Source organism: Microbispora sp. H10885 (genome assembly GCF_014161415.1).
Classification (GTDB): domain Bacteria; phylum Actinomycetota; class Actinomycetes; order Streptosporangiales; family Streptosporangiaceae; genus Microbispora; species Microbispora triticiradicis.
In genome coordinates, this window is sequence record NZ_JABBWY010000012.1 from 283,776 (window position 1) to 309,349 (window position 25,574).

Here is a 25,574-nt window from a genome sequence, read left to right on the forward strand (position 1 = left end):
CCCGCCCGGCTCACCAGCTCTTGCCGGCCTGCTCCCGGACCGTACGGTTGATCCGGTTGAAGAAGTTGGTCAGCGCGATCTCCAGATTGATCGCGGACAGCTGCGCCTCGTCGAAGTGCGCGGCGGCGGCGTCCCAGATCTCGTCGGTCACACCCGGCGCGCCGTCCTGGATCCGGGTGGCGGCCTCGGTCAGCGCGAGCGCGGCTCGCTCCGCCTCGGTGAAGAAGGGCGTCTCGCGCCACGCGACCACGTTGTGCAGCCGCTCGTCGGTCTCCCCGTGCTTCCTGGCCGCCGCGACCCCGGCGAAGACGCACGGGCTGCAGCCGTTGATCTGGCTGGCCCGCAGGTGGACCAGGTCGAGCACGCGCGGCTCGACGCCACTGGCGTGAATCGCCTTGTAGAGGTGCTGGATCGCCGTCGTCACGTCGGGATTCGCCCGGCTCTTCATGCGTGCTTCCATCGGTGTCGCCCCTTCATCGGTTACCCGCGCCCGTCCGGGCGCGTCATCACCCATGACGTGGCGGATTCGAGGAAGGTAACAACATGTCCGACACCAACCCGGCCGACCCGGTGGGCGAGGCGTTCGAGGCCCAGCGCGACCGGCTGCGCGCGGTCGCCTACCGCATGCTCGGCTCGCGGGCCGACGCCGAGGACGTGGTCCAGGAGGCCTGGCTGCGGCTCTCCCGTCAGGGCACCGAGAGCATCGACAACCTCGACGGCTGGCTGACCACGGTGGTCGGCCGGATCAGCCTGGATGTCCTGCGGTCGCGCCGGGCCCGCCCCGAGGCGTCCTACGACGACCGGCTGGCCGAACTCGTGGTGACGGCCGACGACGGCCTTGCGCCGGAGGACGACGTGGCGCTCGCCGACTCGGTCGGGGTCGCGCTCCTGGTCGTCCTGGAGTCGCTCCGGCCGAGCGAGCGGCTGGCGTTCGTGCTGCACGACCTGTTCGCGGTGCCGTTCGACGAGATCGGCCGGATTCTCGGCAGGTCCGCCGACGCCGCCAAGATGCTCGCCAGCCGCGCCCGCGGGAAGGTGCGGGCGAACCCTCAGGAGCCCGGACGGCCGAGGGCCGCCGGACGGGAACAGCGCGAGGTGGTCCAGGCCTTCCTGGCGGCGGCCCACCGCGGCGATTTCGAGGGGCTGCTGCGCGTGCTCGACCCCGAGGTGAAGCTGACCGTCGACACCTCCGACGGTGTGGTCGTCGTCCTCGGCGCCACCAAGGTCGCCGCGGGCGCGACCGCGCGAGTCGCCGCCGGCGCGGCCGCGCGAGGGCGAGCGGTGCTCGTCAACGGCCTTCCCGGATTCGTCTCCTGGCGCGAGGACGGGACTCCGCTCTCGGTCATGGCGTTCACCGTCGTCGACGGCCGGATCGTGGCCATCTCCACCGTCATCGACCCGGCCAGGCTCGCGTCGGCGGATCTCCCGGATCCGGGGTGAGTTACCGCATGAGATCGCGGCACCGTGGGCCACCCGGGCCCGCGAAGCCGTCGTGGAGACCGAAGTCCGTACCGGTCCTAGAGTCCGCCGAGCTGGGAGGCGGCGCGGATGGCGAGCCACACCTCGGCGAAGTCGCCGGTCGCCGACAGGTCGCGGCCGGTCAGCGCGCCGAACCGGCGCAGCCGGTACGCCAGCGTGTTGGGGTGGACGTGCAGGGCCCGCGCGGCGTCGTCGACGCGGCGGTCGCGTTCCATCCAGGTCCGCACCGACGCGACCAGGTCCGATCCGTGCGCGGTGTCGTACCGCAGGGCGTCGCCGAGCACGTGCTCGACCAGGGCGGCCAGCACGCCCACGTCGTCCGGCAGCCACCGGCCCGTGGTGTCCTCGCCGTACGTCACCAGCGGCCGGCCGGACTCGGCGGCGCGGGAGGCCGCCCACAGCGCCTCGCGCTGGGCGACCCGCAGCGACGAGCCGGGCGGGAGCGGGCGGCTGACGCCCGCCGCGATCCCCGGGATCTCCCGCAACGCGGCCCCCGCCTCTCCGGCGCCCGCCCCGCCGTCCTCCCCACGCGGTGCGGCGCCCGTCCCCGCGTCGCCGGTGATCACGGAGGCCGGCGTCAGCACGTACAGGTCGCGGTGCCGGCGGAGCATGAGGTGGGGGTGCTCGCCGAGGGCGCCCACGACGGCGTCGTCTTCGGCGTCGCGCGCCACGAGCAGCACGACCTCGATGTCCGGGAGGAGGCCCATGAGGGCGAGCCTGCGCCGGGCGGTCTCCGGGTCGAGCACGTCCTGCAGCAGTTCGGCCAGCGTCTCCGCGCCCTGCCGCCGCAGCGTCTCGCGCCGGCTGCGCACCATCGCGAGCCGCAGCGCGGCGACGGTCGCGATGTGCTGCACCACGGCCAGCCCGGCCGGGCGGGCGCCCTGCCGCTCGAAGGCCACCAGCCATCCCGCCGGGCCGCCGGGCGCGGGGACCGGGAGCGCGAAACCGCCGGGGATGGTCGGCGGCGCGTCCGCCGAGGCGGGCAGCCGTACGCCGGGAGGGGGCGCGGGCACGCCGGGCAGCAGCGGCCGCCCCTGCGGGGTGCTCAGGTGGATGGCGTACCCCGACAGCCGTTCGAGCCGCTGGAACAGCCCGGCCGTGTCCAGCCCTTCCGAGGCGAGCCAGCGCAGCGCGCCGAACACCTGGAGCTGTGCTCCCAGCCGCTGCCGGGCGTCCTCCTGCACGGCCGCCGCGACCTCCTGCGCGATCGCGATGAACGGCACGGCCAGCGGCACCTCCAGCACCGGGAACCCCCGCTCCTCGGCGGCGTCGAGGAAGGCCCGGCGCAGCGGCGGCACGTGCAGGCCCGCGCTGAGCGCGAGCGCGGCCACTCCCGCGTCGTCCAGCCGTTCCAGGTACGCGCGCTGCGCGGCGGCGGCGCGCGGCACGCCGATGCCGGTCGTCATGATGACCTCGGCCCCGAGCAGCCAGGGGGTCGGGTCGTCGAGCTCGCTCACGTGTGCCCAGGAGACCGACCTGCCGAGGCCGCGCTCACCGGCCACGACCCTCAGCTGCAGCGCGGGGGAGCGCAGCAGATCCTCCACCGTGGTGTGCGTGTCCACATCGTGGAGCCTATTTCTGGTGATAGACCCAATTGTCCTTATTCGGAGGGGTGGGGCACACCCAAGCGGTCTCCCTTGACCTGGAGGAACGCATGACCGGCCGCCCCACCCTGATCGACGCCCCGGCGGGACCGCCGCGTACGCTCGCGGGGCCCGTGCTGACGGACGGCCCCGTCGTGCTGACGGCCGACTGCGACCTGGCCCGGGCGAGGGACAAGGCCACCGGCCCCCGCAACGACGTCCACCGCGACCGCCGGACGGACCTCTACCGACGCTCGACGTGGCCTACGATCTGATCGGCCTGCTCGCGCCGGGCACGGCCTGACGCCGGGGAGAAGCAATGATCGTCGACCTGTCGGTGCCCGTCGAGAGCGGCATGCCCGTCTACCCCGGCGATCCGGAGGTGGAGATCGCGCCCGCCCTCACGGTGGCGGAGGAGGGCGTGAACGTGCTCCGCCTGCACCTCGGGTCGCAGTCGGGCACTCACGTGGACGCGCCGTGCCACATCGACGACGCGCTGCCCACGCTCGACGACCTGCCGCTGGAGCGGTTCCTCGGCCCGGCGGCGGTCCTCGACGCCCGGGGCCTGCCGCCGCACGCGCCGATCACCCCCGCGATGCTCGGCCCGGTCGGCGGGCGGCTCGGGCCGGGGACCGTGTTGCTGGTCGCCACCGGCTGGGACGCCCACTGGGGCACATCCGGCTACCTGGCCCACCCGTACCTGGAGGCGGAGACGGCCCGCCTGATCGTCGCCGCGGGCGTGCGGACCGTCGGCGTCGACGCCCTCAGCGTCGACCCGACTCCCGCTCCCGCCGACCTGCCCGCGCACCGCGTGCTGTGCGGCGCGCACGCCGTCATCGCGGAGAACCTGCGCAACCTCGGCCCGCTCCTGGAGGCCCAGGCCGCCGGTCGTCCGATCGAGGTCTCCCTGCTGCCGCTGCGCCTCCACGCGGCCGACGGGTCTCCCGTACGCGCCGTCGCGGTCACGCGCTAGGCGGAGGTCAGCGCGTGCCCCAGGAGTAGGTCTGCTTGTGCAGCTTGAGGTAGACGAACGTCTCGGTGGCGCGGACGCTGGAGATGGCCCGGATCTTGCCGAGGATCTCCAGCAGGTGGGTGTCGCCCTCGCAGACCACCTCGACCATGATGTCCACCGAGCCGGCCGTGAGCACGACGTAGTCGATCTCGGGGATCTGCGACAGTTCGTCGGCGACCTGCTCCAGGTCGCCCTCGCACTTGATGCCGATCATCGCCTGGCGCGGGAAGCCCAGGGTCAGCGGGTCGGTCACGGCGACGATCTGCATGACGCCGAGATCCAGCAGGCGCTGCACCCGCTGGCGCACCGCCGCCTCCGACAGGCCCACGGCCTTGCCGATCGCGGCGTACGGCTTGCGCCCGTCCGTCTGAAGCTGCTCGATGATCTGCTTGGAGATCTCGTCGAGCACCACCGGCCCGCCCTTCGCGGCAGCCGCGCGGGATCTAGGCGGAGTCGTCATCCTCGGGGGGTGTCCTCTCTTGGAGAGCGCGTCGGTCCTACCGACCTCGTGTTACGGCACCGTTTTTGCCATGTTGCGATCGTGGTCTGACATGGTGTCAGCTCAACCGCTTCCGTCAAGCGATTCCGTAGCAATTTGGTATCTTAGCCACGAAATCCCTTGTCGTAGGCTCTTTCCTCTGTCAGAGTCGCGACATCCTAGCTACCTCAACAGGAGGTCAACGGTGACCACCCGTCTCCAGAACTTCGTGAACGGGAAGTTCGTCGACGCCGCGAGCGGCCGTTTCTCCGACGTCGTAGACCCTACGACGGGAGAGGTCTACGCCCAGGCACCGGTGTCGGCCCAGGAGGACGTCGACGCCGCGTACGCCGCCGCGACGGCCGCCTTCGAGACGTGGGGCCAGACGACGCCGGGTGAGCGGGCGGCGCTGCTGCTGAAGGTCGCCGACGCGATCGAGGCCCGGGCCGACGAGATCAACGAGGCCGAGTGCCGCAACACCGGCAAGCCCCGGGCGCGCATGGCCGAGGACGAGACCCCGGTCGCCGCCGACCACTTCCGCTTCTTCGCGGGCGCGGCCCGCACCCTGGAGGGCCCGACCTCCGGCGAGTTCATGGCCGACCACACCTCCGTCATCCGGCACGAGCCGATCGGCGTCATCGGCCAGGTCACGCCGTGGAACTACCCGATGATGATGGCCGTGTGGAAGATCGCCCCCGCGCTCGCGGCCGGCAACACGGTCGTGCTCAAGCCGTCCGACACCACCCCGGCCTCCACGCTGAAGCTGGCCGAGATCCTGGGCGACGTCCTGCCGGCCGGCGTCTTCAACGTCGTCACCGGCGACCGGGAGACCGGCGCGCTGGTGGTCGGTCACCCGGCCGCGAGCATGGTCGCGATCACCGGCTCGGTGGGCGCGGGCATGGCGGTCGCGAAGACCGCCGCCGACGACGTCAAACGGGTCCACCTGGAGCTGGGCGGCAAGGCCCCCGTCGTGGTCTTCGACGACGTGAAGGACATCAGGGCCGTCGCCGAGGGGATCGCCGGGGCGGCCCTCTACAACGCCGGCCAGGACTGCACCGCGGCCTGCCGGGTGCTGGTGCACGAGAGCATCCACGACGAGTTCGCCGCGGCGCTGACCGAGGCCGCCGCCGCCACCAAGCTGGGCGGGCTCGACGAGGAGGACGCCTACTTCGGCCCGCTGAACAACGCCAACCAGCTCGCCCGGGTCGAGTCGTTCTTCGAGCGGCTGCCCGAGCACGCGAAGGTCCTCACCGGCGGCGCCCGCGTCGGCGACAAGGGCTACTTCTTCGCCCCCACGGTGGTCGACGGGCTGCGGCAGGACGACGAGATGGTGCAGGACGAGATCTTCGGTCCCGTCATCACCGTCCAGACGTTCACCGACGAGGCCGACGCGCTGGCCAAGGCGAACGGCGTCCGCTACGGCCTGTCGGGCTCGGTCTGGACCTCCGACCACGGGCGCGCGATGCGGATGTCCAAGCGCCTCGACTTCGGCGTGGTCTGGGTCAACACCCACATCCCGTTCGTGTCCGAGATGCCGCACGGCGGCTTCAAGCACTCGGGTTACGGCAAGGACCTGTCCGTCTTCGGGCTGCACGACTACACCCGCGTCAAGCACGTGATGCACTACATCGGCGAATAGGTTCCCCCGGCGCGAGCCGTACGACCTATCGATAAAGAGGGATAAGCCTGGAATGACAGATATCCAGGCGGGCCCGGGGGCGGCGGTCGCCGCCCCCGGATCAGTCCGCGTGCCCGCCATCGAACTCGACAACGTGGTCAAGGAGTACACCTCGCACGGCGAGGTCGTACGGGCGGTCAAGGGCGTGAGCCTCGCGATCGCGGAAGGGGAGTTCTTCTCCCTCCTCGGGCCCTCCGGCTGCGGCAAGACCACCAGTATGCGAATGATCGCCGGGTTCGAGGACCCCACGCAGGGGGTCGTCAGGCTCCACGGGGAGGACGTGACGCACGTCCCGCCGAACAAGCGTGACATCAACATGGTGTTCCAGTCGTACGCGTTGTTCCCGCACATGAACGTCTGGGACAACGTCGCGTTCGGGCTCAGGCGCAAGAAGGTCCCCGACGCGGAGATCACGCGCCGCGTCGGCGAGATCCTGGAGGTCGTGGACCTCACCGGCCGTGAGAAGCGCCGTCCCAAGGAGATGTCCGGCGGCCAGCAGCAGCGGGTCGCGCTCGCCCGCGCGCTGGTCAACCGGCCCCGCGCGCTGCTGCTCGACGAGCCGCTCGGCGCGCTCGACCTCAAGCTCCGCCAGGCCATGCAGATCGAGCTCAAGCGCATCCAGCGCGAGGTCGGGATCACGTTCGTCTACGTGACGCACGACCAGAGCGAGGCGCTGACGATGAGCGACCGCATCGCGGTCATGAACGACGGCCTGGTGGAGCAGCTCGCCGAACCCCGCGAGATCTACGAGCGGCCCGCCAGCAAGTTCGTCGCCGGCTTCATCGGCACCTCCAACCTGTTCAGCGGCACGGTGCAGCAGGTGAGCGGCGACACGGCCGTGCTCGCCCTCGGCCCGAGCGACCGCATCCTCATCCCCGCGGACGGCGCGCTGTCCGCCGGGCAGGCGGTCGATCTCACCGTCCGCCCCGAGAAGATCAAACTCGCCAAGGAGCAGCCGGAGGGCGACCTGAGCGTCGTCCGGGGGACCGTGGCCGAGGTCGTCTACCTCGGGACGTACAACAGCTACGTCGTGGTGCTCGGCGACGGGGCCGAGATCACGGTGTTCGAGCAGAACGCGAACGACAGCACGATCACCGCCGAGCGCGGCGACGAGGTATGGCTCTCCTGGCAGCCCTGGCATTCCTACGCGCTGAGGTAAAACCCCGAACTCCCCGGAGCACACGAACCCCATGAACCATCCTCACAGGCAGGACCCCGCCTTCCTCCGCGGCACGACCCAGCGCCGGCTCGGCAGGCGCGACGCCTTCCGGCTCGCGGGACTGTCGGCCGCCGGGCTCGCCCTCGCCGCCTGCGGCGTGCAGGGCAAGGGCACGGCCAAGCCGACCTCCTCCGCGCAGGCCCAGTCCGAGGTGGAGAAGTACTGGTCGGGCAAGACCGGGAACGGCCACGTGGACTTCGCCAACTGGCCGCTCTACATGGACCCCAAGCAGCCCGAGCTCAAGCAGTTCACCAAGCAGACCGGGATCACGGTGACCTACAAGGAGGTCATCCAGGACAACCCGAGCTGGTTCGCCAAGATCCAGCCGCAGCTCGCGGCCGGGCAGTCGATCGACTACGACCTGATGGTCGTCACCAACGGCCTGCACTTCACCCAGCTCGTGCAGCTCGGCTACCTCGTCCCGCTCGACCACTCCAAGCTGCCGAACTTCGCGGCCAACGCCGGCGACCGGTACAAGAACGAGTCGTTCGACCCCGGCAACGTCTACAGCATCCCGTGGGCGTCCGGCATGACCGGCATCGCGTACAACCCGAAGTACGTCGACACGCCGCCGACCAGCATGGCCGACCTGTGGAACCCCAAGTACAAGGGCAAGGTCGGCATGATGTCCGACTCCCAGGAGATCGCCAACTTCGGCCTGTTCGCGCTCGGCATCGACCCCGACAAGTCGACCGAGGCCGACTGGGAGAAGGCCGCGGCCAAGCTCCGGGAGCAGCGCGACGCCGGCATCGTGCGCAAGTACTACGACCAGGCGTACATCGACCCGCTGGCGAAGGGCGACATCTGGCTCACCATGGCGTGGTCGGGCGACGTCTTCCAGAAGAACGTCTCCGACGGCACGGACCTGAAGTTCGTGCTCCCCAAGGAGGGCGCGACCATCTGGACCGACAACATGATGATCCCGAAGACCGCGACGAACCCGGTCGACGCGATCACGCTGATGGACTTCTTCTACGACGTGAACGTCGCCGGGCGGCTGGCGGAGTACATCAACTACGTCACCCCGGTCCCGGCCGCCAAGGACGTCATCGCCGCCGACGCCGCGAAGGCCACCGGGGAGGACAAGAAGCTCCTCGACGCGGTGGCGGGCAGCGAGCTGGTGTTCCCGACCGAGGACGACTACGCCAGGCTGCGCAGCTACAAGAACTTCGCGACGCCGCAGGAGCAGAAGAAGTTCGAGTCCATCTTCCAGGCGATCACGACGGCATGAGCAGGCTCAGGGCTTCGCTGACGCCGTACGCGCTGCTCTTCCCGGGCACGCTCTGGCTGGCGATCTTCTTCGTCATCCCGACGGTGGTCATGCTGTCGCTGTCGCTGCAGTCCGGCGACGTGGTCAACGGCTACGCGTTCACGTTCAACTGGCACAGCTACGTGGACGGGATCAGCACCTACCACGACCAGATCATCCGGTCCCTGGTGTACGGCCTGGCCTCGACCCTGATCCAGATCGTCATCGGGTTCCCCGTGGCGTACTGGATCGCCTTCAAGGGGGGTAGCCGCAAGTCGGTCTACCTGTTCATGCTGCTGCTGCCGTTCCTCGTGTCGTTCGTGCTGCGCACCATCTCCTGGCAGTTCTTCCTGTCCGACAACGGCCTGCTGCTCGGGCCGCTGAAGTCGGCGGGGCTGGTGCCGCAGGACTTCCACATCCTGGCCACGAGCGCGGCGGTGATCGGCGGCCTGGCGTACAACTTCCTGCCGTTCATGATCTTGCCGATGTACGTCGCGCTGGAGCGGATCGACCCGCGCGTCCTGGAGGCCGCGCAGGACCTGTACGCCAGCAAGGCGCAGACCTTCCTGCGGGTGGTGCTGCCGCTGTCGCTGCCGGGGGTCTTCGCCGGGGTGCTGATGACGTTCGTCCCGGCCACGTCCGACTACGTCAACGCGTCCGTGCTCGGCGGCACCAGCAACACGATGGTCGGCAACGTCATCCAGAACCAGTTCCTGATCAACCAGGACTACCCGACCGCCTCGGCGCTGTCGTTCACGCTGATGGCCCTGCTGCTGGTGGGCATCTTCGCGTACGCGAGGGCGCTCGGCACCGAGGACGTGCTGGAGGTGGCGGCGCGATGAAGCGTGGCCTGCTGCGGGGCCGCCTCCTGCAGATCTACACCTGGCTCGTGATCGCGTGGCTGGTGCTGCCGATCGCCGTCATGATCCTCTTCGGCTTCAACGACACCCACGGCCGGTTCAACACGAGCTGGCAGGGCTTCACGCTCAAGTGGTACGGCAAGCTGTTCGAGATCGGCGACCTCACCCAGGCCCTGGTGAACTCGCTGGTCATCGCCGTGCTGACGATGCTGGTCGCCGGGGTGCTCGGGTCGCTGATCGGGCTGGCGCTCGGCCGCTACCGCTTCCGCGGGGCAGGGGCGATGAACCTGGTCATGTTCGCGGCGATCTCCTGCGCCGAGATCGTGATGGGCGCGTCGCTGCTGTCGCTGTTCGTCACGCTCGCCGTGCCGCTCGGGTTCTGGACGATCGTGATCTCGCACGTCATGTTCTCGATCTCGTTCGTGGCCGTGACCGTGCGGGCCAGGGTGATGACGCTGGACGCCTCCCTGGAGGAGGCGGCGCGCGACCTCGGCGCGGGGCCGTGGACGACGTTCCGCCTGGTCACCCTGCCGATGATCTTCCCGGGTGTGCTGGCCGGCTCGATGCTGGCGTTCGCGCTGTCGATCGACGACTTCGTCATCACCAACTTCAATTCCGGCGGCACGGTGACGTTCCCGCTGTGGATCTGGGGCGCCACCAGGGTCGGCATCCCGCCGCAGGTGAACGTCATGGGCACGCTGATCTTCGCGGCCGGTGTGCTGATCGCCCTCGGCAACGCCCTCCTGGCCCGCCGCCGCGCCAACGCTTAAGAAGGAAGTGGAATTCGTGGTTCCGTCGAAGGCGCTCGCCGACGCGGAGCGCAGGCCGTACTGGCTCGACCGGCCGCTCGCACCCGAGCCGCTGCCGCCGCTGACCGGAGACGTCACGGCGGACCTCGCGGTGGTCGGCGGCGGCTTCACCGGGCTGTGGACCGCCCTGATGGCCAAGGAGCGCGACCCCTCGCTCGACGTGGTCCTCCTGGAGGGCCGCGCGGTCGGGTGGGCCGCCTCCGGCCGCAACGGCGGGTTCTGCGCGGCGAGCCTGACGCACGGGCTCGGCAACGGCCGGGACCGCTGGCCGGCGGAGATCGCGACGCTGGAGCGGCTCGGCCGGGAGAACCTCGACGAGATCGAGCGGACGCTCTCCCGCCACGGCGTCGACTGCTCCTTCGAGCGGACCGGCGAGCTGCGCGTCGCCACCGAGGAGTGGCAGCTCCCCGGGCTCGACGAGGACGTCAGCGCGGCGGCCTCGCTCGGCGGGCGGCTGGAGCGGCTCGACCGGGAGCGGGTGCGAGCCGAGATCGACTCCCCGACCTACCTCGGCGGGGTGTGGGACCGGGACGGCGTCGCCATGGTCGACCCGGCACGCCTCGCCTGGGGACTGCGCGACGTCTGCGTCCGGCTCGGCGTGCGCGTCTTCGAGCACACGCCGGTGCGCTCGCTGCACGAGGACGGCCCGGCGCTGGAGCTGGGGACGCCGAAGGGCCGGGTCAGGGCCGGGCGGGTGGCGCTCGGCACCGGCGCCTTCCCGCCGCTGCTGCGCCGGCTCCGGCACTTCCTGGTGCCGGTGTACGACTACGCGCTGATGACCGAGCCGGTGCCGGACGACCTGCTCGCGGAGATCGGCTGGCGGAACCGCCAGGGCGTCGGCGACTCGGCCAACCGGTTCCACTACTACCGCCTGACCGACGACAACCGCGTCCTGTGGGGCGGCTACGACGCCGTCTACCACAACGGCGGGCTGGTCAGGGCGGAGTACGACCAGCGCGACGCCACCTTCGAGAAGCTCGCCACCCACTTCTTCGAGACGTTCCCGCAGCTCCACGGCCTGCGCTTCACCCACCGGTGGGGCGGGGTCATCGACACCTGCAGCCGGTTCAGCGCCTTCTTCGGCACGGCGTACGGCTCGCGTCTCGCCTACGCCGCCGGATACACCGGTCTCGGCGTGGGGGCGACCCGCTTCGGCGCCAACGTCATGCTCGACCTGCTCCAGGGGCGTCTCACCGAGCGGACCGAGCTGGAGATGGTGCGGCACAAGCCGATGCCCTTCCCGCCCGAGCCGGTGCGGTCCGGCGTCATCCAGCTCACCCGCTGGGCCATCGCCCGCGCCGACGAGCACGAGGGCCGCCGCAACGCCTGGCTGCGCACCCTCGACGCCTTCGGCGTGGGCTTCGACTCCTGACGCGGCGTCCGCGTCACCGGCCGCTGACCTCCAGGAAGTGCCGGTTGTACATGACGCCGAGGACGTTGCCGAAGGGATCGACCACGGAGGCGGTGACGAATCCCGGGCCGCGCTCCACGGGCTTCTCGTACGTCGTGGCGCCGAGGGCGAGCAGCCGGTCGACGGCGGCCTCGACGTCGTCCACGTGCCAGTAGACGACCGCGCCCGCGGGCTCGTCCGGCCGGGGGCGGGGGGCGAAGCGGCTGTCGACGACGCCGAGCTCGTCCTCGTGGTCGCCGATCCGGAACTCGGCGTAGGCGAGCGTCCCCTCGACGGACCGTGTGAAGTACGGCTCGACGCCGAGCAGTCCGGCGTACCAGCGGGCGGCGGCGGTGACGTCGTCGGCGTAGAAGCTGACGGTGCTGAGGCCTCGCAACATCGGGGTTTCCCTTCTCGACGGGTGATGTCGTCAATCCTCCGGGCTGAAGTGCTCACCTTCTGAGCACTTTTCCGGGCAGAATCGGGAACCATGCGCGCCGACCGTCTCGTCGCCGTCCTGCTGCTGATGCAGGCTCGCGGCCGGGTGACCGCGGCCGAGCTGGCCGCCGAACTCGAGGTGTCCGTGGCCACCGCCCGCCGGGACCTGGAGGCGCTGTCGGCGGCGGGCGTCCCGGTCTATCCGCAGCCGGGACGTGGCGGCGGCTGGTCGCTGGTCGGCGGCGCCCGTACCGACCTCAGCGGCCTGTCGGCGGCCGAGGCACAGGCGCTGTTCCTGCTCCTCGGCCCGGCAACGGCCGGGCCGTCCGCGTCGGGGCCGGCCGAGGCCGGAGCGGCGCTGCGCAAGCTCCTGGCGGCCCTGCCCCGGACCTTCCGGGCCGACGCCGAGGCCGCCCGCGACGCGACCCTGGTCGATCCCGTCCGGTGGGGGGAACGCGACCGCCCGCGGCCCGCGACGGTCGACCTGCTGCAGACCGCCGTGGTGAGCCGTCGCAGGGTCCGCCTGACCTACGCCGGCAGGGACGCGGAACCCGCGGAGCGGCTGGTCGACCCGTGGGGACTGATCGACAAGGACGACGTCTGGTACCTGCTGGCGGGAACCGACCGGGGGCGGCGGACCTTCCGCGTCGACAGGATCGTCCGGGCCGAGGCGACCGGCGAGACCGCCGAACGCCCCGCCGACCTTGTTCTCGCCGCCGCCTGGCAGGAGGTCGTCGAGGAGATCGAGCGGCGGCGTTCGCGCACCTGGGCGACCGTGCTCGTCGAGGAGCGGTTCGTGCCGGTCCTGCGCGACCGGTTCGGACGGCACTGCCACACCGAAGGCGAGGCGGGCCGGGGCCGTGTCCGGGTGCGCCTCGCCGCCCCGACCCCGCTGGACGTCGCCCGTCACCTCGCGGGGTGGGGCGCCATGATCGAGGTCGTCGAGCCGAGCACCGTCCGGGACGAGCTCGCCCGCATCGGCGCCGAACTCGTCGCCCGCAACTCGGGACGGGAGCCGGCCTAGCACGGCCGTGCTAGGCCGGCCGGTCGCCGTCGGAGTTCGTTCACATCAGGTTCGCGCGGGGGTCCGTACGTTTCCCGCATGCGAAGACTCCTGGTGGGACTGCCGGCGGGACTGACCGTCGCCTCCCTGCTCCTGACGGCCTGCGGCGCCGGGCCCGGCCGGCCGGCGCGTACCCCTGAGGCGCCCGCGTGCGCCCCCGCACTCGACCGCGCGTTCAAGGCCTGGGCGGGGGCGGGGTTCAGCGGGTCGGTCGCGATCCTCCGGGACGGCGCGTTCGAGTGCCGCGCCGCGTACGGCACGGCCGACGTCGCCGCCCACCGGCCGAACACGCCCGGCACGGTGTTCAGCATCGGCTCGGTGACCAAGGCGGTCACCGCGGCCGCGATCCTCCGGCTCGCCGACGAGGGGCGGCTGTCGCTCGACGACCGGGTGGGCGCGATCCTGCCGCGGCTGCGCGGCCCGGTGGCCGGCGCGACGGTCAGGCAGCTTCTGCTGCACACGAGCGGGCTCAACGGCACCCACGGCGGCGACTACGAGCCGCTGTCGCCGGACGCGGCGCTGGCCGCGATCGGCAGGCTGAAGCTCGCCTTCCCGCCGGGCGCCGGATACGTCTACTCCAACGCCGGATACACCCTGCTGGCCCTCGTCGTCGAACGCCTGTCGGGCCGCGGCTACCGCGACTACGTGGGCTCCGCCGTCCTGCGGCTGCCCGGCGGTCGTACGGCGGGCGGGTTCTGGGACGGGCGCCCGGCCGCGCCGGGCCCGAGAGCGGTCGGCTACCTCGACGACGGCAAGCCGGGACACCGGGGCGGCTTCGCCGGTCCGTACTGGGGCGCGGAGGGCAACGGCGGGCTGGCGATGACCATGCCCGATCTGGCGGAGTGGACGTACGCGCTGTTCACCGGCCGGGTGGTCACGCCCGCGTCGGCCGGACTCGTCGCCCGCCCGGGGTGGCCGCTGGGAAACGGCAGGTCCGAGACGCCCGGCTGGGTCGCCTTCGACCGGTCGGTCTACGGCGAGCGGTTCCTGAGCGCCGCAGGCGGCGGTGGCGACGTCGGCCACAACGCGGTCGTCGCCTGGGTCCCGGCCCAGCGGCGCGTGGTCGCCATCGCGTCGAACACCGCGACGCTGCCGGCCGAGGCGCTGCTGCGGGCGGTGGGACCGGCGCTGCTGGCCGGCCGCCCGCTGCCCGGACCCAGCCCCGCCACCACTGCCGCGGGCCCCGCCCGCGGCGGCGATCTCGCGGCTATGGTCGGGACGTACCGGCTGGAGAGGGGAGGCGGGTTCCAGGTGTCCGCCGAAGGGGGCAGGCTGACCGTCTCCGCGACCGGGGCCGACGCGGTCCGCGCGCTGGCGCCGCCCGGCCCAAAGGTGACGGAGGCGGCGCTGCGCGCGCACGAACAGCGGGTGCTGGCGCTGCTGAACGGCCGGACCCAGGAGGGCCGCAGGGAACGGGCCTCCCTTGAGAAGGCCTTCGGCGCGGTGTCGGGGCTCGCGCTCGCCGGCACGGTCACGAAGGGCGCCGACACCCGCACGTACGTCACGCTCACCACCGGCAGGGGGCCGGTCCTGGGCTGGTACGCGGTCAACCAGCAGGGCGGGGTGATGGCCGCCGAGGTCCCGGCGAAGCCGCCGGCGCTGACGCTCGTGCCGTCGGGCGGCGCCGGCCGGTTCCGCCCGGACGATCCCACCGGCACCGGCCCCCGCGTCGAGGTCGCGTTCGAGGGCCGCCGCATGACCGTCACCGGCGCGCCCGGCACCGTCACCGCCGAGCGGTCCGGCTGACCCGCCGTGCGCGTGCTCCTCGTCGAAGACGACCCCGAGCTGTCGGAACTGGTCGCCCTCGGCCTGCGCAACGAGTCGTACGCCGTGGACGTGGCGGCGACGTACCGCGAGGCGGAGGAGTCGCTGCGGGTCACCTCCTACGACGTGGCCTGCCTCGATCTGGGCCTGCCCGACGGCGACGGCCTGGACCTGCTGCGCCGGCTCGCCGGCGACGCGCACCTGCGCCGCCCCCGGCGCACGCTCGTGGTCACCGCCCGCGACGCGGTCGGCGACCGCGTCGCGGGGCTGGACGCGGGCGCCGACGACTACCTGGTCAAGCCGTTCCACTTCGCCGAGCTGGTGGCCCGGCTGCGGGCGCTGGGCCGTCGCGGCGACCAGCACGGCTCGCTGCTGCGGGTGGGCGACCTGGAACTCGACCAGGTCACCCACCGGGCCTGGCGGGCGGGCGACGAGCTGGAGCTGACGTCGCGCGAGTTCGCCCTGCTGCGCTACTTCATGCACCACCCCGGCCGGGTGCTGTCGGCCGAGGACCTGCTGGAGCACGTGTGGGACGCCAACGCCAACCCCTTCACCACCTCGGTGCGGGTGATCCTCAGCAGGCTGCGCAGGAAGCTCGGCGACCCGCCCGTCATCACCACCGTCACCGCCGCCGGTTACCGCCTGGAGGGACCGTGACGCGGCCCTGGCGCTCGCTCCGCGTCCGGCTCGCCGTGCTCGCCTTCCTGGGGTTCTACGTCCCGCCGCTGCTGCTGTTCGGCGTGGTCCTGCTGACCGACACCGAGACGACCGCGCAGGCGCTCAACGGGGCCGAGCACGTGCGCAGCGCCTCGGCGCACCGCCTGCCGTGGCTCTCCTGGACCCTCCTCGCGCTCGCCCCGGCCGCCGCCGCGGCCGCCTGGTGGTGGGCGGGACGGGCCGTCGCCCCGATCAACCGGGTCCGCGCGGTGGCCCGGGAGATCGGCGGCACCGACCTGAGCCGCCGGATCGGGCTCGGCCACGGCCCACTGGAGGTGGTGGGGCTGGCCGCCGAGTTCGACGCGATGCTGGACCGGCTGGCGGCGGCCGCGGCGGCCCAGCGGCGGCTGCTGGAGGAGACGAGCCACGAGCTGCGCAGCCCGCTGTCGGTGCTGATGACCAACGCCGAGGTCCTGCTCGCCCACCCCCGGCCCACCCTGGAGGTCTACCGCGACGGGCTGCGCCGTTCGGAGAGCGTGGCCCGGCGGTTGCGGGCGACCGTCGACGACCTGCTGACCGAGGCCCGCGGACGCGCCCGTACGCTCGACCACCGGCCGGCCGACCTCATGGTGGTGGCGCGTGACGTGCTCCGGCAGGCCGAGGTCCTGGCCGCCGGGAAGCGGATGACGCTGTCCTTGGCAGGCCCGGCGGAGGCCGTGTGCCCGGTCGACGAGGCCACAGTGAGCCGCGCCCTCGCGAACCTCGTCGACAACGCCGTCCGCTACGGCCCGGAGGGCACGCCGGTGACCGTGGAGATCGGCCTCACGCCCGGCCTGGCCGTGGTCACGGTCGCCGACCGGGGGACGGGCATTCCCGAGGAGGAGCGGGAGCGCGTGTTCGAGCGGTTCTGGCGCGGCCACCGCGACGTGCCCGGCACCGGCCTCGGCCTGCCCATCGCCCGGCAGATCGCCCGGGCCCACGGCGGCGACCTCACCGTCGTGTCCCGCGATCCCGGCGCCCCGGGCTGCGCCTTCCGCCTCACCCTGCGCCGCCCGCGCGGCCAGGTACGGCGGTGAGATCAGCCGGTGCGGTCAGGCGGTGCGGTCAGGCGGTGCGGTCAGGCTGTGTGGTCAGGCGGCGAGGCGGCTCTGGCCGGCGGTGAGCCAGCGGACGGGGTTGTCGCGGGTGACGAGGCGGAGGGTGACGTCGTCCACCCCTGCCGCTCGCAGGGCCGGGACGACCGAGGAGAACAGCCGGCCGTACCCCTGCCCGCCGTAGCCGGCGAGGTGCTCGCGCAGCCGTACGCCGCTGCTGACCAGGATGCGCTCCGCGTGACCGGCGTCGAGGAGGGTGAGCACGTCCTCCGCGCAGGAGACGCTCACGTACGCGCCGGTCTCGGCGATCTTGCGCTGGGCCGGCGTGTCGGCGCCCGGGGCGCTGAGCCGCTGGGCGGGCACGTTCTGGGAGAGCAGCAGTTCCAGCAGCTCCAGCCCGCTGGCGGCCACCGGGAGGTCGGTGCGCAGCGAGGCGCGGGCGGCGGCGGTGACCGCCCGCTCCTCGGCGGGGGTGGGCGTCTCGTCCCACGACGCGGCGACGATGACGCCCGGCCGGGCGCCGGTCCCGTCCAGCCCGGCGCCGATCTCGTGGAGCAGGTCGGCGGTCAGGTCGTCGGCGCCGTACCGGGTGATCGCCGCGCCGGCGAACGGCTGGGCGGCGAAGCCGGTGGCGGCGACGATCGGGACCCGCGCGGCCATGGAGATCCGGGCGAGGGCCGCGGGGTCGCGGGCCATGCCGACGCAGCTGTGCTCGACGACGAGACCCAGCTCCCGGCCCCTGCCGAGATCCTTGATCTCGGCCAGCACGTATCGCTCCTCGTCCAGCCACCGGGCGGGATCGGAGTCCACGCCGATCCCCCAGCGGGTGTCTGTGCGCAGGTGCTCGTGGGGGAGCACCGGCCCGTCGATCTCAGAGACGGGAAGGGCGCCGGTGACGGTCTGGATACGGGGGAAATATGCGCCGGACATGAACGGACATTAACTCATTTTTTGACGAAACCCTCTCTGGATCTCCAGATTCTTTACCTCTCTTAAGGTTTGGTCAGCTCATCGTCCTGCCGCCGTTGACGGCGAGACGTTGACCCGTCACGAACCGGGCGCCGGGGGAGGCCAGGAACGCCACCGCCTCGGCGATGTCGAGCGGCACGCCCATGTGTCCCAGCGGCACGTCACGCAGATAACCGGTGTAGTCCTCGGGCGGCACGTCCGCGTGGCGCTCCACCGGGATCCAGCCGGGCTCGACCGTGTTGACGGTGATCCCGTACGGCCCCAGCTCCCGCGCCCACGACCGGGTGAGCCCGTGCATCGCGGCCTTGGCCGAGACGTAGTGCCCGAACTCGGCGTTGCCGAGGTCGGCGACCTCGCTCCCCACGTTCACGATCCGGCCCGAGCCGGCCTCGCGCATGCCGGGCAGCACGGCCTGCAGGAGCAGCAGCGGGGCCTTGACGAAGAAGCGGAGCTGGCCGAGGTGGTCGTCCCAGGTCTGCTTCTCCACCGGCATCATCGGCTGCGGGCCGGTGGCGTTGTTCACCACGACGTCCACCCGCCCTAGCGCGGCCACGCCCTCCTGCACCGACTGCTCGTCGGTGACGTCGAACCGGGCCGGGGCCGCCGAGCCGCCGGCGGCGGTGATGCGGTCGGCGACGGCGGACGCTCCGGCGGTGTCGTTGGCGTAGTTGACGGCGACGTGCCAGCCGTCCGCGGCGAGCCGTTCCGCGATGACGGCGCCGAGCCCTCGCGAGGCGCCGGTGACAAGTGCGATTCCCATGGGAACCGTGCCTATCACACGATCTCATGGGCATGATGGGGCGCATGGATCAGATCGCCGCACTGGTCGACCGCGCCGAGATCGTGGACGTGGTGACCGCAGTCTTCGACACCGTGGACGCAAAGAACTGGCCGGTGTGCCGGGAACTGTTCGACGAGGGGGTCGACGTCGACTTCACCAGCCTGAACGGCGGGGAACCGGCCCGGATCAGCGCCGACGCCCTCGTGGACGGCTGGCGTACCGGGCTGCACGCCCGCAAGCAGAGCTTCCACACCGTGAGCAACTTCGCGGTGACCGTGGACGGCGCCGAGGCGCACGTGACCGCGAAGGGCTACGCCTACAACGTGCTCGACGAAGGGCTCGGCGGCGGCCTGTGGGAGGTGTGGGGCGTCTACCGGCTCGGGCTCGTACGGCAGGCCGAGGGCTGGAAGGTCACGGCCCTGACGTTCGACGCCTGGCACACCCGGGGCGACGAGGCGGTGCGCGCCCACACGATGGACTGAGATCCCGCGGCCGCCGGGGGCGAAGTGGCCGCCGGCGATCTCGTCGACGCCACCGGCGGCACCTGCCTCGGCCCCCGTCTGTGCACAACCCGCGCGGACCCGGGGACGCCGCCGGGCGGCCGTCGCTAACCGGTGACCGCCGGGGCCTCCGTGTGCAGCCGCCGCAGGACCCGGCGGAACGCCCAGACGGACGCGAGGAACGCGATCCCGGTGATGACCGCCACGGCCGTCGTCCGCACCAGCAGGTAGGTGCCGATCGACTGGTGCAGCAGCAGCCAGATGCTCACGCTCGAGTTGACCAGCAGGACGAACGCCCACAGCAGCGTGATCCGGGCGAAGAACCGCTGGACGCGCTGGTGCCGCAGCACGAACGACGGCAGGTGGATGTAGTCGAGCGTCAGCTTCTCCACGAGGGGGCGGCGCATCCGGACGGACGCCAGCAACACCATGCTGATGACGATCGTGCCGAGTTCCGGCTGGATGAAGTAGACCACCGCGCTGCCGCTCCACAGGCCGAGCACCGTCCGTACGGTGATGGCGATGGCGGCGAAGATCATGGTGCCGGGCACCGGCTGGCGGCGCACCAGCCGCCACAGCACGCCCAGGTAGACCCAGGAGATCGCGGCCATCAGCGCGCCGCGCAGGCCGAGCACCGCGAGCGCCGCGTAGAACACGGCGAGAGGAGCCACCACGCCTTCGAGGAGCCGGGGGACCGCCTGTTTGATCAGGGCGGTGAGCCTGGGCATGGCGAAGGGCGTGTGGTTCATGACACTCCAACGGGCCGGCGGGGGAGACCGACGCTGTAGTTGGCAAACGCGCCTACCCGGACATCGCGGTCGGAAACGCCCAGGAAAGGTGTTGCATCGGTGGCTTACCGTACCTGACGGTACGGCCTTGACGGGCCGGAAGCACTGTCCGAGGTGACATCCGATACCGATGCGGCATGTCATTTGAGAGTCCGTGGACGGAACGAACGCACTGGTCATCGCTTCGTCATGCGACTCGGGCCGCTTCCCCCGTGAACACGGACGCGGGTTACGGTGACGGGATGAATACGGGATTCGGGTACTTCGCAACTCATGATGCGGTTCGTCCGGATACGCTCGCCCGCCTCGTGGAGCAGCGCGGCCACGCGGCGCTGCTGTTCACCGAACACACGCACATTCCCGTGCCGCCCGGCGGCGAGGCGCCGAAGGACGAGCGGGGCGGCGAACTGCCGCGGCGCTACTGGCACACCTACGACCCGTTCGTCGCCTCGATGGCGGCCGGGGCCGCGACGACCCGGCTGCGGGTGGGCACCGGCATCTGCCTGGTGCCGGAGCACGAGCCCATCGGCCTCGCGAAGACGGTCGCGAGCGTGGACGACCTGACCGGCGGGCGCTTCGAGTTCGGCATCGGCGCGGGCTGGAACCGCGAGGAGATGCGCAACCATGGAACCGACCCGGCCCTCCGGTTCGCGCTGATGCGGGAGCGCGTGCAGGCCATGCGGGAGATCTGGACCCGCGACGAGGCGGAGTTCCACGGGGAGTTCGTGTCGTTCGACCCCGTCTGGTCGTGGCCCAAGCCGGCCCAGCGCCCGCACCCGCCGATCCTCGTGGGCGGCGTCGGGCCGCGGGTGTTCGACCGGGTCCTGGAGTACGGGGACGCCTGGCTGCCCAACTACGGCCCGGGGGTGCTGGAGCGGATCCCCGAACTGTTCCGGCGGGCGGAGGAGGCGGGCCGGCGCGTCGAGGTCGTCATGCTGGCGGTCCCGGCGGACCCCGGCGCGCTGGAGCGGTGCGAGGAGGCGGGGGTCTCCCGCGTCATGGCCTGGCTGCCGTCGGCCGGGTACGACCGGGTCCAGCGGGAGATGGACGCTTTCGAGACCGCACTCGCCGAAGCGCACGGCGAGTGAGCTCGTGACCCCGGCGCGGTCAGTTCAGCGTTGCGGTGGCCAGCTTGGCGCCGAAGCCCAGGAAGAGCGCGCCCACCCCCGACGTCAGCCCGGCCGCGAGCCTGCGGCGGCGGCGGAAGTGCGCCGCGAGGAACGTGCCGCCGAAGATGAGGGTGGTCAGGTAGGTCACGCTGAACACCTGCACGATCAGGGCCAGGATCAGGAACGACAGCGCCGGCGCGCCGTACGACGGGTCCACGAACTGCACGAAGAACGCCACGAAGAACAGGATCGCCTTGGGGTTGAGGAGGCTGATCGTGAGCGCCTTCCGGAACGGGTCGCGCCCCTCACCGGCCGCCCCGGCCGCCCCGACCGGAGCGGAGGACGGAGCGACGGCCGCGCCTCCCGTCATCGTCCCGGCCGTCGTCCCGGCCGTCGTCCCGGCCGTGGTCCCGGGCGGTGAGGTTCTGGAGCGGGAGGCGCGCAGCGAGCGCCAGGCGCCGCGCAGCATGCCGAAGCCGATCCAGCCGAGGTAGACCGCGCCCGAGTACTTCACGATCGTGAACAGGACCGGCGTGGACTTGAGCAGCGACGCGACCCCGGCGGCCGACAGGAACATCAGCGCCGAGTCGCCGGCGAAGACCCCGGCGGCCGCCCGGTAGCCCCGCCGGATCCCGTGCTGGGCGGCGGTGGACAGGACGAACAGCGAGTTCGGCCCGGGCAGCAGGATGATCAGGAACGAGCCGACCACGTAGGTCCAGATGTTGGTGATGCCGAAGAACAACCCTGCCTCCGTAAAGCGAGATAAGTCAGGGTATAGGTCATCACGGTCTGTGGTCACGGCAGGATAAGACACCGAAGATCCCTATTGACCGTGTGGGGAATAGGGACAATCCTTAAGTTCATGACGCTGTGGAAGCCCGATCCGACCTTCTATCCCTCGCCCCGCGACGCCGCCGAGGCGCCGCCGGAGAAGCTGGCCTACGTGGCCGCCTTCGACCGGTCGGCCCAGCGGCCCGACGCGCTCGCCGTGCTCGACACCGACCCCGCCTCCTCGGCGTACGGGACGGTGGTCGGCTGGACGGACCTGCCGCACACGGGGGACGAGCTGCACCACTTCGGCTGGAACGCCTGCAGCAGCGCCCTCTGCCCGTACGCGCCGCACCCGCACGTGGAGCGGCGCTACCTGATCGTCCCCGGCCTGCGGTCGTCGCGCATCTACGTGTACGACACCAAGGACCGGGTCAGCCCCGAGCTCGTGAAGGTCGTGGAGCCCGAGGAGCTGGGCAAGCGGGCCGGCTACTCCCGCCCGCACACCGTCCACTGCGGCCCCGAGGGGCTGTACGTCAGCGCGCTCGGCGGCTACGGCGACGACGGCCCGGGCGGCATCGCCATCCTCGACCACAACACCTTCGAGGTCCTCGGCCGGTGGGAGGTCGACCGCGGCCCGCAGTACCTCGCCTACGACTTCTGGTGGCACATCAACCACGACGTGCTGGTCACCTCCGAGTGGGGCACGCCCTCGATGATCGAGGACGGGGTGGTCGGCGAACTGCTGCTCGGCCGCAAGTACGGCCACAAGCTGCACTTCTGGGACCTGCGCAAGCGCCGGCACGTCCAGGAGGTCGACCTCGGCGACCAGCACCAGATGACGCTGGAGCTGCGCCCCGCCCACGACCCGACGAAGACGTACGGCTTCGCCGGGGTCGTCGTCAGTGTCGAGGACCTGTCGGCCTCGGTGTGGGTGTGGCACAAGGAGGGCTCCCGCTGGGCGGCGACCAAGGTCATCACGATCCCGGCCGAGCCCGCGTCGCCGGACGACCTGCCCGACGTGCTGAAGCCGTTCGGCGCGGTGCCGCCGCTCGTCACCGACATCGACCTGTCGGTGGACGACCAGCGTCTGTACGTGTCGTGCTGGGGCACCGGCGAGCTCAAGCAGTACGACGTGTCCGACCCGTTCAAGCCGGTCGAGATCGGCTCGATCCGCCTCGGCGGCATCGTGGACAGGGCCGCCCACCCCGCCGCCCCGGACGAGCGCCTCGCCGGCGGGCCGCAGATGGTCGAGGTGAGCCGCGACGGCCGCCGGGTCTACGTCACCAACTCCCTCTACGGCGCCTGGGACGACCAGTTCTACCCGGACGGGGTCGGCGCGTGGATGGCGAAGATCGACGCGGACGGCTTCACGCTCGACGAGCGGTTCTTCCCGCACGGCGACGACTTCCGCGGCCTGCGCCCGCACCAGACCCGGCTGCAGGGCGGCGACGCGTCCTCCGACTCCTACTGCTACCCGTGACGCTGACCGCGGTCATCCTGCTCGGCGCCTTCCACGGGATCAACCCCGCGATGGGCTGGCTGTTCGCCGTCGCCCGGGGACTGCAGGAGCGCAGCCGCGACCTGCTTCTGCAGTCCCTCCCGGTCATCGCGCTGGGCCACCTCGCGTCGGTGGCCCTCGTGGTGGCGGTGGTGTCCGCGACCGGCTCGCTCGTGACCGGGACGGCCCTCGCGATCGGGGCGGGGGTCCTGCTCGTCGGGTTCGGGCTGTGGCACCTGCTCGCCCGGCGGCACTTCCGCTGGGTGGGCATGCGGCTGTCGCTGCCGCAACTGGCCGCCTGGTCGTTCCTGATGTCGTCGGTGCACGGCGCCGGGCTGATGCTGCTCCCCGTCCTCACCCGGATGCCCGCGGGTCACCACGGGCACGCGCTGTCCGGCGGGCTGTTCGTCGCGGGCGTGCACACGCTCGCGATGTTCCTCACCGCGACCGCGGTCGCGGTGATCGTGTACGAGTTCGTCGGCGTCGCCGTCCTGCGCCGGGCCTGGTTCAACCTCGACCGGATGTGGGCCTTCGCCCTGGTCGGCGCGGGCGTCTTCACCCTCGTCGCCGCCGTCTGACCGCCGCCGCCCGCGTTCTCCGCCGCACGGGTGAAATTTGCAGAGATGACGGGCATGATGAAAACAGCAGGTCGGCACGCTGGAACGCGCCCACCTGCGACATGAGCCACGCATAATCCGGCCTTAAGACTGCACCGGTTGTCGGCCGGTCGAAGACGTCACTACGCTCCCGCGGCATTCCCTCCCTCGGCGTTTCGACGCCGGAGGTCCCTTTTCCGTTCGGAGCAACCATGCAAGCGATCACGCGTGGCGTCTTCACCGTCGTGGTCCTGTCGGCCGTACTTTCCGCCCTGTTCATCGCCTGCTTCGACCCGGCCCGGGCGACCGGGACCGCCGCCCCCGCCGCGCGGAACACGCAGGTGAAGCCGCGTCTCGTCGCGCCCCCCGCCGTCGCGCCCGTCAAGGCGCCGGCTCCGGCACAGGTTCCGATACAGGCCGCCGCGCAGGGCGCGATGGTGCCGGTGCAGGCCGCGGCCGCCCGGCTGGAGAGCGAGTCCGTGCCCATGCCCGAGGTGACGGTCACCGTGACGGTCACCCCCAGACCCTCTCCCAGGCCCTCCCCCTCGCCGCGTCCGATCAGGGTCGGGTACGTCCCCCAGCGCGGCGCGTTCGGCGCCACGTCGACCGTGCACGACCTGGAGGAGAGCGGGCAGGCGAGCCGGCTGACGCACGCCGTCTACGCCTTCGCGAACATCGACCCGACGTCGCTGACCTGTCTGGCCGGTGTCACCCGGCCGCCCGCGCCCGACCCCGAGGACCCCGACCAGGGCGACGGCGCGGGTGACGCCTGGGCCGACTACCAGCGGGGTTTCACGGCGGCCGAGTCGCTGGACGGCAGGGCGGATCCGCCGGACGCCCGGCTCGCCGGCAACTTCAACCAGTTGAAGAAGCTGAAGGCCCGGCACCCCAACCTGAGGACGCTCATCTCCATCGGAGGCTGGACGTATTCCAAGTACTTCTCGGACGTCGCGCGTACCGCCGCCACCCGGCAGCGGTTCGTCAAGTCGTGCCTCGACGCGTACATCAGGGGTGACCTGCCGGGCGTGGGCAGCCGCGGCGGCCCCGGCAGCGCCGCGGGCGTCTTCGACGGCATCGACGTCGACTGGGAGTGGCCCGGCGGCGAGGGCCACCTGGGCAACCACGTCGGCGCCGAGGACAAGCGTCACCTGACGGCCCTGCTGGCGGAGTTCCGCGCGCAACTCGACGCGCTCGGCGCGGCCAACGGCCGCCGCTACCTGCTCACGGTCTACGTGCCGGCCGAGCCGGACCGCGTCAATGCAGGCTTCGACCTGCAGAAGCTGACCGGCGTGGTCGACTTTGTCACCGTCCAGAGCGGAGGACGGCACGCCCTGCGCGAGGGCACCATCCTCCGCTGAACGCGCTCCGGCGCGGTGACCGGGCGGGCGCCGGTCGGGGGAGGAGAGATCAGCTCGTGCACGAGGCCGTGACGGCCACGTAGGCGCTCGCCGCGGTCCCGTTGACGGCCGTCACCTTGAGCAGGTCGCGGTGGAAGACGTCGGAGTCGCGGGTCAGGCTGGTCGAGATCGCCACCCCGGCCGGGGCGGTGATCGTGATGGTGTCGGCCAGCATGTGCGGCGCGTACGACGGGCAGATCGCCAGGAAGGTCCCGGTGGCGCCGGGGGCGACCCGGCCCGAGTTGGCCGTGGCGCCCGTGGCCGCCAGGGCCGGGGCGGCGGTGACGGCCAGCCCACCGGCGACGGCGGCGGCGGCGAGGGCGAGACGGATGGAGGTGCGCTTCATCATGAGAGGTGTCCTTTCTTTCCGGTCCCTTGGGGACCGCTCTGGT

General features: G+C 71.9%; 27 protein-coding genes. 18 read left to right on the forward strand and 9 right to left on the reverse strand.

Features of this window, described 5'->3' with window-relative positions; genetic code table 11:
* Positions 1–10 precede the first annotated feature (10 nt).
* Entirely contained in the window at positions 11–460 is a 450-nt protein-coding gene (locus tag HHX37_RS29885) for a carboxymuconolactone decarboxylase family protein (RefSeq protein ID WP_182883828.1), read from the reverse strand.
* An 83-nt stretch (positions 461–543) separates the two neighbouring features.
* Between HHX37_RS29885 and HHX37_RS29890 the strand changes: the two genes are divergently transcribed.
* A complete protein-coding gene (locus HHX37_RS29890) occupies positions 544–1,440 on the forward strand; it encodes a sigma-70 family RNA polymerase sigma factor (RefSeq protein WP_182887579.1) in 897 nt (298 codons plus the stop codon).
* 77 nt (positions 1,441–1,517) lie between these two features.
* Here the strand turns inward: HHX37_RS29890 and HHX37_RS29895 are convergent, their stop codons facing one another.
* Positions 1,518–3,041 carry a PucR family transcriptional regulator gene (locus tag HHX37_RS29895; RefSeq protein ID WP_182887580.1) on the reverse strand — a complete coding sequence of 508 codons (1,524 nt, stop codon included), beginning with the start codon at positions 3,039–3,041 and terminating at the stop codon, positions 1,518–1,520.
* A gap of 92 nt (positions 3,042–3,133) precedes the next feature.
* On the opposite strand from HHX37_RS29895, the gene HHX37_RS29900 reads away from it, so the two are divergent.
* Positions 3,134–3,337 carry a hypothetical protein gene (locus tag HHX37_RS29900; protein WP_182887581.1) on the forward strand — a complete coding sequence of 68 codons (204 nt, stop codon included), beginning with the start codon at positions 3,134–3,136 and terminating at the stop codon, positions 3,335–3,337.
* 44 nt (positions 3,338–3,381) lie between these two features.
* Complete coding sequence (locus HHX37_RS29905; RefSeq protein WP_182883832.1) at positions 3,382–4,035, forward strand: cyclase family protein; 654 nt, start codon at positions 3,382–3,384, stop codon at positions 4,033–4,035.
* Between the two features lie 7 nt (positions 4,036–4,042).
* Here the strand turns inward: HHX37_RS29905 and HHX37_RS29910 are convergent, their stop codons facing one another.
* Positions 4,043–4,534, reverse strand: a complete 492-nt coding sequence (locus tag HHX37_RS29910; RefSeq protein WP_111701955.1) for an Lrp/AsnC family transcriptional regulator — start codon at positions 4,532–4,534, stop codon at positions 4,043–4,045.
* 223 nt (positions 4,535–4,757) lie between these two features.
* Here HHX37_RS29910 and HHX37_RS29915 point away from each other — a divergent pair, with 223 nt between their 5' ends.
* The 6 genes from HHX37_RS29915 to HHX37_RS29940 are packed head-to-tail and all read left to right on the forward strand — an operon-like array spanning position 4,758 to position 11,739.
* Positions 4,758–6,191: a gamma-aminobutyraldehyde dehydrogenase gene (locus HHX37_RS29915; protein WP_310738396.1), complete on the forward strand. Its 1,434-nt coding sequence runs from the start codon at positions 4,758–4,760 to the stop codon at positions 6,189–6,191.
* 52 nt (positions 6,192–6,243) lie between these two features.
* On the forward strand, positions 6,244–7,389 hold the full coding sequence (locus HHX37_RS29920) for an ABC transporter ATP-binding protein (protein WP_182887582.1): 1,146 nt from the start codon (positions 6,244–6,246) through the stop codon (positions 7,387–7,389).
* A gap of 31 nt (positions 7,390–7,420) precedes the next feature.
* A complete protein-coding gene (locus tag HHX37_RS29925) occupies positions 7,421–8,680 on the forward strand; it encodes a polyamine ABC transporter substrate-binding protein (RefSeq protein WP_182877513.1) in 1,260 nt (419 codons plus the stop codon).
* Entirely contained in the window at positions 8,677–9,540 is an 864-nt protein-coding gene (locus HHX37_RS29930; protein WP_111701947.1) for an ABC transporter permease, read from the forward strand. Before HHX37_RS29925 ends, HHX37_RS29930 begins: the two co-directional genes overlap by 4 nt.
* Positions 9,537–10,328 carry an ABC transporter permease gene (locus HHX37_RS29935; RefSeq protein WP_111701945.1) on the forward strand — a complete coding sequence of 264 codons (792 nt, stop codon included), beginning with the start codon at positions 9,537–9,539 and terminating at the stop codon, positions 10,326–10,328. Before HHX37_RS29930 ends, HHX37_RS29935 begins: the two co-directional genes overlap by 4 nt.
* 16 nt (positions 10,329–10,344) lie before the next feature.
* On the forward strand, positions 10,345–11,739 hold the full coding sequence (locus tag HHX37_RS29940) for an NAD(P)/FAD-dependent oxidoreductase (RefSeq protein ID WP_182887614.1): 1,395 nt from the start codon (positions 10,345–10,347) through the stop codon (positions 11,737–11,739).
* Positions 11,740–11,752: 13 nt separating this feature from the next.
* Here HHX37_RS29940 and HHX37_RS29945 read toward each other — a convergent pair whose 3' ends face one another.
* On the reverse strand, positions 11,753–12,157 hold the full coding sequence (locus tag HHX37_RS29945; RefSeq protein ID WP_182887583.1) for a VOC family protein: 405 nt from the start codon (positions 12,155–12,157) through the stop codon (positions 11,753–11,755).
* A gap of 90 nt (positions 12,158–12,247) precedes the next feature.
* On the opposite strand from HHX37_RS29945, the gene HHX37_RS29950 reads away from it, so the two are divergent.
* The 4 genes from HHX37_RS29950 (at position 12,248) to HHX37_RS29965 (ending at position 16,755) form a co-directional block, all read left to right on the forward strand.
* On the forward strand, positions 12,248–13,219 hold the full coding sequence (locus HHX37_RS29950; protein ID WP_182883835.1) for a helix-turn-helix transcriptional regulator: 972 nt from the start codon (positions 12,248–12,250) through the stop codon (positions 13,217–13,219).
* Between the two features lie 78 nt (positions 13,220–13,297).
* Positions 13,298–15,004 carry a serine hydrolase domain-containing protein gene (locus HHX37_RS29955; RefSeq protein ID WP_182887584.1) on the forward strand — a complete coding sequence of 569 codons (1,707 nt, stop codon included), beginning with the start codon at positions 13,298–13,300 and terminating at the stop codon, positions 15,002–15,004.
* A gap of 6 nt (positions 15,005–15,010) precedes the next feature.
* Positions 15,011–15,679 (forward strand): response regulator transcription factor, encoded by a 669-nt coding sequence (locus HHX37_RS37985; RefSeq protein WP_138463237.1) that lies wholly within the window; start codon positions 15,011–15,013, stop codon positions 15,677–15,679.
* Positions 15,676–16,755 (forward strand): sensor histidine kinase, encoded by a 1,080-nt coding sequence (locus HHX37_RS29965; RefSeq protein ID WP_182887585.1) that lies wholly within the window; start codon positions 15,676–15,678, stop codon positions 16,753–16,755. The genes HHX37_RS37985 and HHX37_RS29965 overlap by 4 nt, the downstream gene beginning before the upstream one ends.
* 54 nt (positions 16,756–16,809) lie before the next feature.
* Here HHX37_RS29965 and HHX37_RS29970 read toward each other — a convergent pair whose 3' ends face one another.
* Together HHX37_RS29970 and HHX37_RS29975 are read right to left on the reverse strand one after the other, a co-directional pair.
* Entirely contained in the window at positions 16,810–17,703 is an 894-nt protein-coding gene (locus HHX37_RS29970) for an aryldialkylphosphatase (protein ID WP_182887586.1), read from the reverse strand.
* 73 nt (positions 17,704–17,776) lie between these two features.
* Entirely contained in the window at positions 17,777–18,502 is a 726-nt protein-coding gene (locus HHX37_RS29975; protein WP_182883839.1) for an SDR family oxidoreductase, read from the reverse strand.
* Between the two features lie 44 nt (positions 18,503–18,546).
* Between HHX37_RS29975 and HHX37_RS29980 the strand changes: the two genes are divergently transcribed.
* Entirely contained in the window at positions 18,547–19,005 is a 459-nt protein-coding gene (locus HHX37_RS29980; protein WP_165900768.1) for a nuclear transport factor 2 family protein, read from the forward strand.
* 125 nt (positions 19,006–19,130) lie between these two features.
* On the opposite strand, the gene HHX37_RS29985 is transcribed toward HHX37_RS29980, so the two are convergent.
* The gene (locus HHX37_RS29985; protein WP_150940329.1) at positions 19,131–19,772 is read right to left on the reverse strand and encodes a VC0807 family protein; all 642 of its coding nucleotides are present in this window, start codon (positions 19,770–19,772) and stop codon (positions 19,131–19,133) included.
* Between the two features lie 281 nt (positions 19,773–20,053).
* On the opposite strand from HHX37_RS29985, the gene HHX37_RS29990 reads away from it, so the two are divergent.
* Complete coding sequence (locus tag HHX37_RS29990) at positions 20,054–20,899, forward strand: LLM class F420-dependent oxidoreductase (RefSeq protein ID WP_182887587.1); 846 nt, start codon at positions 20,054–20,056, stop codon at positions 20,897–20,899.
* A gap of 19 nt (positions 20,900–20,918) precedes the next feature.
* Here HHX37_RS29990 and leuE read toward each other — a convergent pair whose 3' ends face one another.
* Entirely contained in the window at positions 20,919–21,662 is a 744-nt protein-coding gene (leuE, locus tag HHX37_RS29995) for a leucine efflux protein LeuE (RefSeq protein WP_182887588.1), read from the reverse strand.
* Between the two features lie 120 nt (positions 21,663–21,782).
* Between leuE and HHX37_RS30000 the strand changes: the two genes are divergently transcribed.
* The 3 genes from HHX37_RS30000 to HHX37_RS30010 all read left to right on the forward strand — a co-directional run bounded on the left by HHX37_RS30000 (position 21,783) and on the right by HHX37_RS30010 (position 25,143).
* Positions 21,783–23,171, forward strand: coding sequence for a selenium-binding protein SBP56-related protein (locus HHX37_RS30000; protein WP_138463230.1), 1,389 nt, complete (start codon positions 21,783–21,785; stop codon positions 23,169–23,171).
* Positions 23,168–23,767 carry a hypothetical protein gene (locus HHX37_RS30005; protein ID WP_182887589.1) on the forward strand — a complete coding sequence of 200 codons (600 nt, stop codon included), beginning with the start codon at positions 23,168–23,170 and terminating at the stop codon, positions 23,765–23,767. Before HHX37_RS30000 ends, HHX37_RS30005 begins: the two co-directional genes overlap by 4 nt.
* A gap of 230 nt (positions 23,768–23,997) precedes the next feature.
* Positions 23,998–25,143, forward strand: a complete 1,146-nt coding sequence (locus tag HHX37_RS30010) for a glycoside hydrolase family 18 protein (protein ID WP_220503256.1) — start codon at positions 23,998–24,000, stop codon at positions 25,141–25,143.
* A 49-nt stretch (positions 25,144–25,192) separates the two neighbouring features.
* Here HHX37_RS30010 and HHX37_RS30015 read toward each other — a convergent pair whose 3' ends face one another.
* Entirely contained in the window at positions 25,193–25,531 is a 339-nt protein-coding gene (locus tag HHX37_RS30015) for a hypothetical protein (RefSeq protein ID WP_111701913.1), read from the reverse strand.
* Between the last annotated feature and the right edge of the window lie 43 nt (positions 25,532–25,574).